The 13,280-nt window shown below is 64.1% G+C and carries 12 protein-coding genes; 7 read left to right on the top strand and 5 right to left on the bottom strand.

Annotation, left to right across the window (positions count from 1 at the left end; genetic code table 11):
- Positions 1-25: 25 nt before the first annotated feature.
- The 3 genes from ABIE53_RS03720 to ABIE53_RS03710 form a co-directional block, all read right to left on the bottom strand.
- Positions 26-4,120, bottom strand: coding sequence for a DUF3683 domain-containing protein (locus ABIE53_RS03720; RefSeq protein ID WP_006047975.1), 4,095 nt, complete (start codon positions 4,118-4,120; stop codon positions 26-28).
- 380 nt (positions 4,121-4,500) lie between these two features.
- Positions 4,501-4,965 (bottom strand): DUF2269 family protein, encoded by a 465-nt coding sequence (locus tag ABIE53_RS03715; protein ID WP_006047976.1) that lies wholly within the window; start codon positions 4,963-4,965, stop codon positions 4,501-4,503.
- A gap of 7 nt (positions 4,966-4,972) precedes the next feature.
- Positions 4,973-6,376 (bottom strand): SDR family oxidoreductase, encoded by a 1,404-nt coding sequence (locus ABIE53_RS03710; protein WP_192700011.1) that lies wholly within the window; start codon positions 6,374-6,376, stop codon positions 4,973-4,975.
- Here ABIE53_RS03710 and ABIE53_RS03705 point away from each other — a divergent pair.
- From ABIE53_RS03705 to queF, 7 genes are all read left to right on the top strand, one after another.
- Positions 6,375-6,917, top strand: coding sequence for a hypothetical protein (locus tag ABIE53_RS03705; protein ID WP_192700010.1), 543 nt, complete (start codon positions 6,375-6,377; stop codon positions 6,915-6,917). The two genes, ABIE53_RS03710 and ABIE53_RS03705, sit on opposite strands and share 2 nt — an antisense overlap.
- Positions 6,918-7,020: 103 nt before the next feature.
- Positions 7,021-7,224 (top strand): hypothetical protein, encoded by a 204-nt coding sequence (locus ABIE53_RS03700; RefSeq protein WP_006047979.1) that lies wholly within the window; start codon positions 7,021-7,023, stop codon positions 7,222-7,224.
- Between the two features lie 58 nt (positions 7,225-7,282).
- Positions 7,283-7,459: a hypothetical protein gene (locus ABIE53_RS03695; protein WP_006047980.1), complete on the top strand. Its 177-nt coding sequence runs from the start codon at positions 7,283-7,285 to the stop codon at positions 7,457-7,459.
- Positions 7,460-7,503: 44 nt separating this feature from the next.
- Entirely contained in the window at positions 7,504-7,875 is a 372-nt protein-coding gene (locus ABIE53_RS03690; protein ID WP_006047981.1) for a hypothetical protein, read from the top strand.
- A gap of 78 nt (positions 7,876-7,953) precedes the next feature.
- Complete coding sequence (gene ilvA, locus ABIE53_RS03685) at positions 7,954-9,519, top strand: threonine ammonia-lyase, biosynthetic (RefSeq protein WP_376915747.1); 1,566 nt, start codon at positions 7,954-7,956, stop codon at positions 9,517-9,519.
- A 22-nt stretch (positions 9,520-9,541) separates the two neighbouring features.
- The gene (locus tag ABIE53_RS03680; RefSeq protein WP_006047983.1) at positions 9,542-10,444 is read left to right on the top strand and encodes a 5'-nucleotidase; all 903 of its coding nucleotides are present in this window, start codon (positions 9,542-9,544) and stop codon (positions 10,442-10,444) included.
- Entirely contained in the window at positions 10,441-11,265 is an 825-nt protein-coding gene (gene queF / locus ABIE53_RS03675) for an NADPH-dependent 7-cyano-7-deazaguanine reductase QueF (protein WP_114155780.1), read from the top strand. The genes ABIE53_RS03680 and queF overlap by 4 nt, the downstream gene beginning before the upstream one ends.
- A 64-nt stretch (positions 11,266-11,329) precedes the next feature.
- Here the strand turns inward: queF and ABIE53_RS03670 are convergent, their stop codons facing one another.
- Entirely contained in the window at positions 11,330-11,716 is a 387-nt protein-coding gene (locus ABIE53_RS03670; protein WP_006047985.1) for a RidA family protein, read from the bottom strand.
- Between the two features lie 82 nt (positions 11,717-11,798).
- Positions 11,799-13,280 carry an N-acyl-D-amino-acid deacylase family protein gene (locus ABIE53_RS03665; protein WP_006047986.1) on the bottom strand — a complete coding sequence of 494 codons (1,482 nt, stop codon included), beginning with the start codon at positions 13,278-13,280 and terminating at the stop codon, positions 11,799-11,801.

Raw genomic sequence — 13,280 nt, 5'->3', positions numbered from 1 at the left:
CAGGCAAAAATCGTCAGTCGTGCCATTAAACCAGCACGCGCTCGATTCCGCCATTGTTCGCACGCTGCACGTAGTCGACCATCCAGTCTTCACCGAGCACGTGACGCGCCATTTCGACGACGATGTAATCCGCCTCGATGCCCGCGTCTTCGTTGTAGCGCGACAGGCCTTGCAGGCACGACGGGCAGCTCGTGAGAATCTTGACGTCGGTGGCGCCCTTCGGCTGCGGACCGTCGCCGGCCTTCAGCACGGAGCCATTCGCCGCACCCGCGGTGCCGGCCGATGCATTGGCCGGATTGATCGCGTTCGCGCCGGCTTCGGCGACGAGCGGAATGCCGCGCAGCTTGGCCGCGCCCTTGCGGATTTCTTCTTCCTTGCGAAAGCGCACCTGCGTCGAAATGTCGGGACGCGTGACCGCGAGCGTGCCCGATTCGCCGCAGCAACGATCGTTCTTCTCGATCTTGTAGCCGTCCTTCTCGGAACCCATCAGCGCGTTCACCAGCTTGACCGGGTCCATCGTCTTGATCGGCGTGTGGCACGGGTCGTGGTACATGTAGCGCGTGCCTGTGACGCCGTCGAGCTTCATGCCTTTTTCAAGCAGAAACTCGTGAATGTCGATGATCCGGCAGCCCGGGAAAATCTTGTCGAATTCATAACCGGCGAGCTGGTCGTAGCAGGTGCCGCACGACACCACCACCGTTTTGATGTCGAGATAGTTCAGCGTATTCGCGACGCGATGGAACAGCACGCGATTGTCGGTGACGATCTGCTCGGCCTTGTCGAACTGACCCGAGCCGCGCTGCGGATAGCCGCAGCACAGATAGCCCGGCGGCAGCACGGTTTGCACGCCCGCTTCCCACAGCATCGCCTGAGTCGCTAGGCCGACCTGCGAGAAAAGCCGCTCCGAACCGCAACCGGGGAAGTAGAACACCGCTTCCGTATCGGCCGTGGTCGTCTTCGGATTGCGGATGATCGGGACGATCTTGTTGTCCTCGATATCGAGCAATGCGCGCGCGGTTTTCTTCGGCAGATTGCCCGGCATCTTCTTGTTCATGAAGTGGATCACCTGCTGCGTGACCGGCGGCTTGCCGACCGTTGCCGGCGGGTGCGCCGTCTGCTTCTTCGCGAACTTCTTCAGCACTTCGTTGCCGAGGCGCTGCGCCTTGTAGCCGATGCCCATCATCGCCGTGCGCGCGAGGTTGATGGTCTGCGGATTCGTCGCGTTGAGGAAGAACATGCCGGCTGCGTTGCCCGGATTGAACTTCTTCTTGCCCATTTTGCGCAGCAGGTTGCGCATGTTCATGGTGACGTCGCCGAAGTCGATCTTCACCGGGCACGGCGTCACGCATTTGTGGCACACGGTGCAGTGATCGGCGACATCGCCGAACTCGTCCCAATGCTTGATCGACACGCCGCGGCGCGTCTGCTCTTCGTACAGGAACGCCTCGACCAGCAGCGAGGTCGCGAGAATCTTGTTGCGCGGGCTGTACAGCAGGTTCGCGCGCGGCACGTGGGTCGCGCAGACCGGCTTGCACTTGCCGCAACGCAAACAGTCTTTGATCGACTCCGAAATCGCGCCGATATCCGACTGCTGCATGATCAGCGATTCATAGCCCATCAGGCCGAAGCTCGGCGTGTAGGCGTTGCGCAAGTCCGCGCCTTCGAGCAGTTTGCCCGCGTTGAAGCGGCCATGCGGATCGACGCGCTGCTTATACGCTCGGAATTCGCCGATCTCGTCGTCGGTGAGAAATTCGAGCTTCGTGATGCCGATGCCGTGCTCGCCGGAAATCACGCCGTCGAGCGAACGCGCGAGCTTCATGATGCGCGCGACCGCCGTGTGGGCGTCTTGCAGCATCTCGTAGTTGTCGGAGTTCACCGGCAGGTTCGTGTGCACGTTGCCGTCGCCCGCGTGCATGTGCAGCGCGACGAACACGCGGCCGCGCAGCACCTGCTTGTGGATCGCCTGCGCTTCGTCGAGGATCGGCTTGAACTCGCCGCCGTTGAAAATCTGCCGCAATTCAGCGCGGATTTCCTGCTTCCACGACACGCGGATCGTTCGGTCCTGCGTGACATGGAACACGGTCGCATCAGCTTGTGCGTCGACGCGATCGGCGAATTTTTCGGCGAGCGCTTCGTAGCCGAGTCCGACGAGATAATGCTGCGCCTCGCGCAACGACAGGTCGAGCTTGTCGCGCAAGAACTCCCAACGCGTGCGCACGCGCTTGAGCAGATCCAGCGCCTGCTGCACGCGGTCTTCGAGCAGTTCGGCGCTCGGAATTTCATTGGCGTCGTCGCTCTTGCCGAGCGGCAGCTTGCCTGCCTTGAAGAACGCTTCGAGCGCGTCGACCAGTTGCAGCTTGTTCTTGATCGACAGCTCGATGTTGATCCGTTCGATGCCGTCCGTGTACTCGCCCATGCGGTCGAGCGGAATCACCACGTCTTCGTTGATCTTGAACGCGTTGGTGTGCTTCGCGATCGCGGCGGTGCGGCTGCGGTCGAGCCAGAAGCGCTTGCGCGCCTCGGCGCTGACCGCGACGAAACCTTCGCCGCTCTTGCCGTTGGCCATGCGCACGACTTCAGACGTCGCCTGTGCAACCGCATCCGCATCGTTACCGACGATGTCGCCGATCAGCACCATCTTCGGAAAGCCGTTGCGCTTGCTCTTGGTCGCGTAGCCGACCGCGCGGAGATAGCGCTCGTCGAGATGTTCGAGACCAGCCAGAATCGCGCCGCCCTGCTTCGACGTTTCGAACAGATAGTCCTTGATTTCGACGATGCTCGGAATCGCTTCGCGCGCCTGGCCGAAGAATTCGAGGCACACAGTGCGCGTATGCGCCGGCATCTTGTGCAGCACCCAGCGCGCGGACGTGATGAGTCCGTCGCAGCCTTCCTTCTGCACGCCAGGCAAACCGGCGAGGAATTTGTCGGTGACGTCTTTACCCAGACCTTCCTTGCGGAACACGCGGCCCTTGATGTCGAGCGCTTCCGTGCGCAGCAGCTTCTCGCCCGGCGCATAGTTGCCGTCGAACCATTTCAGCTCGAAACGCGCGACTTCGATATCGTGAATCTTGCCGAGGTTGTGATCCAGACGCGTGACTTCGAGCCAGTTGCCTTCCGGATCGACCATGCGCCACCAGGCGAGGTTGTCGAGCGCCGTGCCCCACAGCACCGCTTTCTTGCCGCCCGCGTTCATCGCGACATTGCCGCCGACGCACGACGCGTCGAGCGAAGTCGGATCGACGGCGAACACGAAGCCCGCCTGCTCGGCCGCCTCGGTCACGCGGCGCGTGACGACGCCCGCGCCGGAGAAAATGGTCGGCACTTTGCGATCGACGCCCGGCAGTTCGGTCATTTCGACTGCGCCGAGCTGTTCGAGCTTTTCGGTATTGATGACGGCCGAGAACGGCGTGAGCGGCACCGCGCCGCCCGTGTAGCCGGTGCCGCCGCCGCGCGGAATCACCGTCAGGCCGAGCTCGAAGCACGCCTTGATCATGCCGGCGATCTCGGCTTCGGTATCCGGCGTCAGCACGACGAACGGATATTCGACGCGCCAGTCGGTCGCGTCGGTCACGTGCGACACGCGCGACAAACCGTCGAACTTGATGTTGTCCTTTTCCGTGACGCGGCCGAGCACCTTCGTCGCGCGGCGGCGCAGATCGTAGGTCTTCTGAAACTCGCTTTCGAATTCGTCGACGGCGCGGCGCGCGGCCTGCACCAGCGTTTCCACGCGCGCGGCGCGGTCGACGCCCGCTTCGTCGCCATGCTCGGTGAGATCGGCGCGGCGGCGCTTCTCGATCTCCGACAGCCGGTGATGCAGCGCCTCGATCAGCATCGCGCGGCGCTTGGGGTTGTCGAGCAGGTCGTCCTGCAGATACGGGTTACGGCGCACCACCCAGATGTCGCCGAGCACTTCATAGAGCATGCGCGCCGAGCGGCCGGTGCGGCGCTCCGCGCGCAGTTCGGCCAGCGCGGCCCAGGCGTCGTCGCCTAGCAGACGAATGACGATTTCCCGGTCGGAAAACGACGTGTAGTTGTAGGGAATTTCGCGCAGGCGCGCTTCGGGATCGGCGGCGACCGCAGTGGCGGCTCCGTGCGGATCGAATACTTGAGGTGCGTTCATGTGTGGACGACTCGGTGGATCAGCCCGACGCTCTCGTGGCGAGGCGCCGGCTGACTGTGCGCGTGGGGCGCAATGCTTGGAAATCTTCTTGGGAGCGAAGCGCCACCGACGGTCTACTCACGTCGGACGCTTCGCGGCGCTCAGATACTGCTACACGATCGTGCCTGGCGGACGTGACGCTCCGCCGCGGGGCGAGACTCACGCGGGACGGGCATCAAATGGGCGATCCGAGGCTGCCAGTGCATCTTCCGATCCTTATTCCAAAATGGAATTCTACCGCATCGGCCAACGCCGCGTTGAGGGCGGAAAAGGAGGCGGCGGCGGGGCTGAGGGCCAGGCAGTGCACCGCAGTCCGCGCTATGGGCCGCCCCATTCCGCGCTCAGGCGCCCTTCGTCACCATCAGCCAGAAGATGCCGACAAAGGCAAAGAATGCGATTGCGCCGAGCGCGACCCAGATCCACAGCATTCGCCAGTAGGCGGCGCTCAACGGACGCCCGGTTTCAGCGCTCACCCGGGCCGACGCGGCGAGGCGCATTTGCAGGAACACCACGGGCAGCCAGCAGCCGATGGCCAGCACATACAGCCCGATCGACCACGCGAGCCAGCCGCTTGCCAACTGCATGTTCGCCAGATGCGCGAGGTAAAGCCCGGTGGCCGGCTGCAGGATCGCGGTGGGCGTGGTGAACAGCCAGTCGGCGATCACCACGAGCCGGGTGACGCGCGCGACGGTCCTCGCATCGCGGCCGAGGCTGGTCAGCAGCATGTAAAAGGCGGAGCCGATGCCGGTGCCGAACAGAATCGTCGATGAAAGCACGTGCAGCCATTTGATGACGAGGTAAGTCATGGGTAATTCAGGGGTTAGCGACGGTTTTACCGGCGCGGGCGGATCGCTCACCGCCGCCGCCGTCGAACTGGATCAGCAGAATCAGCAGCGCGATCATCGGCAGATTCTTCGAGAGCGGCCCATACGGATGCAGCCAGAATTCGGGCAAGCGCCAACTGATCAGCGCCGTATAAAGCACGATCAGTACGATCTGCAATGTCCAAAGCCGAGCGCGCGGACCCAGGCGCCGCGGCCAAACCAGCGACAGCACACCGAACGCAAGGTCGAGTAACGCTGCGCCGTAGAGCAGCAACGGCGCGAGCGCCGCCGGCGCCCCGACCCGAGCCAGCAGTTCCAGGCTCGACGCACGCGGGTACAGCCACGCCGACACGATCGCCGTCCAGATCCACACCGCCGCGATCGATACGCGCAGCAACGGCAACAGCCACATCAGACGCGCGGGCGTCCCAAAGCTCTCGCGCTCGACGGGCATCTCCGACAGCGCGCGCGGCGCCCTTCCGAGCAGCCGCTCGAAACGGTCGGTCGGCGCGACGTTGCCGCGCTCGAGCATCGCGAGCGCGTCGGCGCTCATCAGCGAGCCAGGCAGCAGCGCGCCCAGCCTGGTTGCCAGCCTGACGAGCGGCATCGGCACCGGCAGGAACCAGCCACGCGGGCTGCCGGCTACCCGTCGCAAGACGGCCAGGTATTCCCTCAGCGTCATCGGCTCCCGGCCGACGGCCGCGACGCGTCGCGTCGTCGGCGTCGTCGGCGTCGTCGGCGTCGTCGGCGTCGTCGGCGTCGTCGGTGCGGCTGCGTTGGGCGTGTCGCCGGCCGGCGGGGCCAGCGCGCCTGCCACGACCAGCTCGACGACATCGTCGATATGAACCGGCTGAATGCGCTGCGCGCCCGCTCCGGGCAGCGGCACGACCGGCAGCGTCGCCCACGCGGCGAAAAAGCGCGTGCTGCGGCCCTCGGGTGCGAACACCAGCGACGGCTGCACGATCAACGACGAAACCGGCAGCGCGAGCAGCGCTTCGTCGGCGGCGAGCTTGCTGCGGTGATACGGGCTTTGCGCGAGCGCATCGGCGCCGAGCGCGGAAATCTGCACGATGCGCCGCACGCCCGCGGCGACCGCGGCCTTGAACAGCGCGATCGGCGCTTCGGTGTGCAAGCGCCGGAAGTCGTTGCCGGTCGCGTCGCTAAAAATGCCGACCGCGTTGATCACGACGTCGACGCCCGCGAGCAGCGGCATCAACTTTGCTGCATCGCCGAGGCCCGCGAAGTCCAGATGGACCAGCCGGCAGCCGCGCAAGCGCTGCGCGGCACGGACGGGATCGCGCACGCCGCACACGACGGAGTGGCCCGCCGCCACCAGCGCGTTCCCGACTCGCGCGCCAATCATGCCGGTAGCACCTGCAAGGAAAATCACCATGACTCTGGACGTTCGACCGTTAGAAGACATCGTGCTGCCCGGCCTCGTTGCCGGCGCGCTTTCGACGCTGGCGCTCGGCGCGTGCGCGCGCCTCATCGGCAAGCGCGCGACCGCGCCTGTCAGCGCCGTAAGCCACTGGGTCTGGCCGCAAGAAGTGAACCAGACCGCCCGCCCGCGCCCGCGCCATTTGGTGACGGGGCTGGCGATTCATCATCTGATGTCGGTGGGATGGGCGGCCGTCAATGCGTACACGCTCGCAGCCGTTCAGGAGACCGCCGGTTTATGCGGCGACTCGCGCCCACAACACGGTCGACGCGTCGCGCTCGCGAGCGCGTTGACGGTCGTCGCCGCCTTCAGCGACTACGTGATCGCGCCCAAGCGCTTTACGCCGGGCTTCGAGTTTCATTTGCGGGTACCGCATATTGCGGCGGTGTACGTCGCATTCGGCGCGGGGCTGGTTGCGCCGTTTGTCGTCGAGGATTTTTGCCGGAGAAGGCGGGTCGCGGCCTTGCCCGCTAATGAGGCGATAACCAGGCGATAACGGCGCGATCGCGCGGCACCGCCCGCGCCATCAAGAAGCGAAAACCGCGCGGCACGCGGCATGCTGACCCAAACGACGAACCACCAACTCACGGAGGCTCAGCATGGCAGATCCCGAATCGAAAACCGGGCACATCGAGCAGCAACCGGTGCCCGGCCACACCGAGAACATTCCAACCGACGGCTCGGACAACCGACGCGATGACCACCGTCAGGAAACCGCCGCACCGACGGCCAGCCCCGACACGAAACCCGGCAACCCGCCTGGCTCACAAAGCGACGCCGACCGCACGCGCTCGCCGGACTGAGCCGATACCGCAACCGACGCACCAATCGACACCGCAATCCACACGACAAGGACTTCCCATGACAAGCGAATCCGCCAGCCCGACGCCGCCGCGCCAGTCGCCGAACGATCCGACGGCCGGCGACCGCCGCCTGTCCGACGAACAGAAGCAGTCGGCGAGGAACGAACCCGCGCCGCCCGAACCGGGCCGCGGCGCCGACCTGCCCGATCCAAACGAAGTCGGCGAGGACGGCTAGGCCGCATCGACAACGCCAGACTACAAGGTACAAGGAGAATCGCGATGGCAAGCAAGCAACCCGCCGCGTCCGCGGCGCTAAAGGCCACTTTCAGGCTGTTCGCGGACGGCGATCGCGTCCTTGCGCAGAACGTCGACGGCAAAGTCATCGACATCGGCGCGCTGGAAACGAAAGGCGATCGCTACATCGTGCGGCTCGACGTCGACCCGCCCGCGCTGGAACCGTCGCATTCGGTCGAAGCAGCGCTGCGTGCGGTCTCTTCGCAATTGAACTTCGACTATCTGGACGGGCTTTTCACGAGCGAAGGACCGGTCGACTTTCACGGCGACCTGTTTGCGTTGCCGCACGTCGAATGGCAGCTCGACGAACCGTTGCCGCGCGAACTCACCGACGGCAAGCCGCCGCATATCTTCTAGTCCGCTTGCAGTACGCGCGGGGTTGGGCCTTCGCGGCGCCAACCCCGGCCGGCCAGTGCTCGCACCGTTGGCGCTATCATTGATGCTTTTCCGCCTTCCAGAGCGCATCGCGCCACTCGCATGGCCTCCCACGACTACCTGAAAAAAACCCTCACCGCGCGCGTCTACGACGTGGCCCGCGAGACCGAGCTCGAACGCGCGCCGCATCTGTCGGCGCGTCTGCGTAATCCCGTGTATCTGAAGCGCGAGGATAACCAGCCGGTGTTCTCGTTCAAGGTGCGCGGCGCGTACAACAAGATGGCGCACATGTCCGCCGACGCGCTCGCGCGCGGCGTAATCACCGCGTCGGCGGGCAATCATGCGCAGGGCGTGGCGTTGTCCGCGGCACGCATGGGCGTGAAGGCGATCATCGTGGTGCCGGTCACGACGCCGCAGGTCAAGGTCGATGCCGTGCGCGCGCATGGCGGGCCGACGGTCGAAGTCGTGCAGTTCGGCGAGTCGTTCAGCGATGCGTACGGTCATGCAGTTCAGCTACAGAAAGAGCGCGACCTGACCTTCGTGCATCCGTTCGACGATCCATATGTGATCGCCGGCCAGGGTACGGTCGCGATGGAAATTCTCAGTCAGCATCAAGGCCCGATTCACGCGATCTTCGTGCCGATCGGCGGCGGCGGGCTCGCGGCGGGTGTCGCGGCCTATGTGAAATCGGTGCGCCCGGAGATCAAGGTGATCGGCGTGCAGACCGACGATTCGTGTGCGATGGCGACATCACTGAAAGCGGGCGAACGTGTGACGTTGAACGAGGTTGGTCTGTTCTCCGATGGCACCGCCGTCAAGCTCGTCGGTGAAGAAACCTTCCGCCTGTGCAGCGAATATCTCGACGATGTGCTGCTGGTCAACACCGACGCACTCTGCGCCGCGATCAAGGATGTCTTCCAGGACACGCGCAGCGTGCTCGAACCGGCGGGCTCGCTCGCAGTCGCGGGCGCAAAGCAGTATGCCGAGCGCGAGGGCATCGAGAACCAGACGCTGATCGCGATCACGTCGGGCGCGAACATGAACTTCGACCGGATGCGTTTCGTCGCCGAGCGCGCCGAAGTCGGCGAGGCGCGCGAAGCCGTGTTCGCCGTGACGATTCCGGAAGAGCGCGGCAGCTTCAAACGATTCTGCGAACTGGTCGGCACACGCAGCGTCACGGAGTTCAATTACCGGATCGCGCAGGCCGAATCCGCGCATATCTTCGTGGGCGTCCAGATCAGGAATCGCAGCGAATCGGCGCAGATCGCAAGCGCCTTCGAGGCGCACAACTTCGCCACCGTCGATCTGACTTTCGACGAACTCTCGAAGCAGCATATCCGCTACATGGTCGGCGGACGCTCGCCGCTCGCACACGACGAACGTCTGTTCCGCTTCGAGTTTCCCGAACGGCCGGGCGCGCTGATGAAATTCCTTTCGTCGATGGCGCCCGACTGGAACATCAGCCTCTTCCACTACCGGAACCAGGGCGCGGACTATAGCTCGATTCTCGTCGGCATTCAGGTGCCTGAAACGGATAACGCGGAGTTCGATCGTTTTCTCGCGACGCTCGGCTATCCGTATTGGGAAGAGACGCAGAATCCGGTTTACCGGCTGTTCCTCGGCTGAACTACTGAAACGAAACCCGCAGATGGCTCTTTCGCTTGTCGACAAACTGGTGGTGGCGATCTCGTCGCGCGCGCTCTTCGACTTCGAGGAAGAGAACCGCGTGTACGAGGAAGGCGACCTTCGCGCCTATGAAGCGTTGCAGCGCGAGCGGCTCAATGTCCCCGCGAAACCCGGCGTCGCGTTCCCGCTGATCCGCAAGCTGCTGGCATTGAACACGAGCGGGCATCGCGTGGAAGTGGTGATCCTGTCGCGCAGCGATCCGATCAGCGGCCTGCGCGCGTTTCATTCCTGCCGCGAACATGGACTCGCGATCGAGCGCGGCGTGTTCACGCGCGGACGCGCGCCGTTCGCTTATCTGAAGCCATTGAACGCGTCGCTCTTTTTGTCCGCGAATCAGGACGACGTGCGCGACGCGCTCGCCGCCGGTTTCCCGGCCGCACGCGTGCTGCCGGAATCGGCGAAAATGGCGAGCAAGTATCCGGACGAAATCCGCATTGCTTTCGACGGCGACGCCGTGCTGTTTTCCGACGAAGCCGAGCGCGTGTTTCAGAAGGACGGTTTGCGCGCGTTCGTCGGCCACGAGACGCACAACAAGGATTTGCCGCTTGCCGATGGGCCGCTCAAGCCCTTGCTCGAAGCGCTTCATCGGCTGCAAAAACTCGCGGATCAAGCCGCGCCGATGCATATTCGTACGGCATTGGTGACGGCGCGTTCGGCGCCCGCGCACGAGCGCGCGATCCGAACCCTGATGGCCTGGAACATCGAAATCGACGAAGCGATGTTCCTCGGCGGCCTCGACAAGAGCGCATTTCTGCGCGAGTTCGAGCCGGACTTTTTCTTCGACGACCAAATTGGCCATTGCGAATCGGCCCGCGTCGTGACGGCGACCGGGCACGTGCTGAGTGGCATCGTGAATGCATCATGACACCCGAACAATCACCGCTGGGCAAGGCCTCCACTTACACCGAACAGTACGACGCCTCGCTGCTCTTTCCGATTGCGCGCAAGAACGCGCGCGAGGCGATCGGCATCCACGCGCAATTGCCGTTCTTCGGCACGGACATCTGGAATGCGTATGAGTTGTCGTGGCTGAATCAGCGCGGCAAACCGCAAATCGCAGTGGCCACGTTTTTCGTGCCGGCGGACTCGCCGAACATCGTCGAATCGAAGTCGTTCAAGCTTTATCTCGGCTCGTTTGCGCAGACCGCGTTCGACTCAATTGAAGCGGTGCGCGACACGATCAAACGCGACGTGTCCGCGTCGTGCGGCGCGACGGTCTCTGTCTATCTGACCGGGCCGCATGACTTCGGCAAACTGAAGATGGAAGAGTTCGAAGGCACGTCGCTTGATCGCCTGGATCTCGACACGGACGTGTACACGCCGGACGCTTCCCTGCTGACGGCCGCGCTTCACGAAGCGCCCGTCGAGGAAACGGTGTTCTCGAATCTGCTGAAATCGAATTGCCCGGTGACGGGGCAACCGGATTGGGGCAGCGTGCAGATTCACTACGTCGGCCCGCAAATCGATCATGCAGGCTTACTGCGCTACATCATCTCGTATCGCAATCACACGGGTTTCCACGAGCAGTGCGTCGAGAAGATTTTTATCGACGTGCTGAAGGCGTGCAAGCCGGTGAAGCTCGCGGTTTATGCACGCTATACGCGGCGCGGCGGGCTCGATATCAACCCGTTCCGCACCAACTACAACTTGCCGATGCCGGACAACCTGCGTTTGGCGCGGCAATAAAAAAGTACGTGCGCTTATCGCCGCGGACGTTCATTCGACGCTCCGCGACGAAGCGCTAATAACGTTAAGCCGCCGGCTTCTTATAAGCGACGCAATCCACTTCGACCTTGCAGTCGATCACCATCGACGAAACGACACAGGCGCGCGCCGGCGGATTGTCGCCGAAGTATTCGCGGAACACCTTGTTGAACGACGCGAAGTCGCGCGGGTCGTCGAGCCACACGCCGCAGCGCACGACATGCTCCGCGCCGTAGCCGGCTTCCTTCAGAATCGCGAACACGTTTTGAATCGCCTTATGCGATTGCTCGACGATGCCGCCGTTGATCACCTCGCCGTTTTCCATCGGCGTCTGTCCCGACACGAAGAGCCAACCGTCGGCTTCCACCGCACGCGAAAACGGCATGTGCTGACCGCCCGTTCCCTTACCGCCTTCAACACCATATCGCTTCATCTTTACGCTCCTTGAAAGTTCGGCGCGCGTGGCCGTAGTGCCGCGCGCCGCGATAGATCGTTCAACCAGTTACTCGATAAAATCAGAATGCGCCTTCAGCGTCGCCCTTCGACGCCGCGCCGCGCGCAACGAAATGGCCGGCGCGTTCGCCCGTCACTTCGCCGTTCAGGTACGACAGCACGCCGTTGACCCACACTGCGTCGATGCCGTCAGCCGCTTGCTGCGGCTTTTCAAAAGTAGCCGCGTCGCGCACTTTCGCGGGATCGAACAGCACGAGGTCGGCGTGATAGCCGATATGCACCTCGCCGCGTTGCGCCAGGCCGAAGCGTCGCGCGGAGAGGCTCGTCATCTTGCGCACCGCTTCCTCGAGCGGCAGCAAACCGGCGTCGCGCGCATAGTGGCCGAGCACGCGCGGAAACGCGCCCCACAAACGCGGATGCGGCAGCGGATCGTTCGGCAAGCCGTCGGAGCCGACCATCGTCGCGGGATGCGAGAGGATGCGCCGCACGTCGTCCTCGGACATGTTGTGATAGACCGCGCCCGCCGGTTGCAGGCGCTTGCCCGCTTCCTGCTGCGTGACGCCCCACTCGGCGGCAATCTCCTTCACGAGCTTGCCGGCCATCTCGGGATGCGGCTCCGACCACGTAATCGTAATGTCGATGTCGCCGGTGACCTGCTTCAGATCGAGCGTCGACGAACTGCGGTTGTACGGATAGCAATCGCAGCCGATCGGCTGCATGCGCCGCGCGCCTTCGAGCGAGTTCAGCACTTCGACGCTGCGTCCCCAGTTCGACGGACCCGCGCATTTCAGATGCGAAATGATGACCGGCACGCGTGCATGACGGCCGACGCGATAGGCTTCGTCCATTGCGTCGAGAATCGCGTCGAACTCGGTGCGCATGTGCGTGGTGTAAAGCGCGCCCGCGGCGGCGAGCGGTTCGGCGAGCGCCATCACTTCCTCGGTCGGCGCGGCAAATGCGGAACCGTAAGCGAGTCCGGAACTGAGCCCGAGCGCGCCGTTCGCGAGCGCCTCTTCGAGCTGCGCACGCATGCCTTCGATCTCCTGCGGCGTGGCCGCGCGATCCAGCCGGTCCATCTGGTTGTTGCGCAGCGCCGTGTGCCCGATCAAAGCGCCGACATTCACCGCCGGACGCGCCGCGTTCACCGCCTTCACGTAGTCCGCGAACGTCGGGTACTGGAACGCGTCGCGCTCGCCGAGCAGATTCATCGGATCGGGCGGATCGCCCTTCAGCGCAACCGGCGACGCGCTAATGCCGCAATTGCCGACGATCACCGTCGTCACGCCTTGCGTGATCTTCGGCAGCATTTGCGGCGAGCGGATCACGTGCGTGTCGTCGTGCGTGTGAACGTCGATGAAGCCCGGCGCCAGCGCGCGGCCTTCGGCCTCGATCACGTCTTCGGCGAGCCAGTTCGACAGATTGCCGATCGCGACGATGCGCCCGTCGCGCACGGCCACGTCGCGCTCCACAGGCGGCGCGCCCGTGCCGTCATACAGTTGCGCGCCGACAATCAGCGTATCGGCGGCTTCGGGATGCGAGTGCAT

The sequence above is a fragment of the Paraburkholderia sp. OAS925 genome, assembly GCF_040543975.1.
GTDB lineage: Bacteria > Pseudomonadota > Gammaproteobacteria > Burkholderiales > Burkholderiaceae > Paraburkholderia > Paraburkholderia graminis.
The sequence above is the reverse complement of the archived record's forward strand: the minus strand, read 5'-3'. Positions and strand labels throughout refer to the sequence as shown.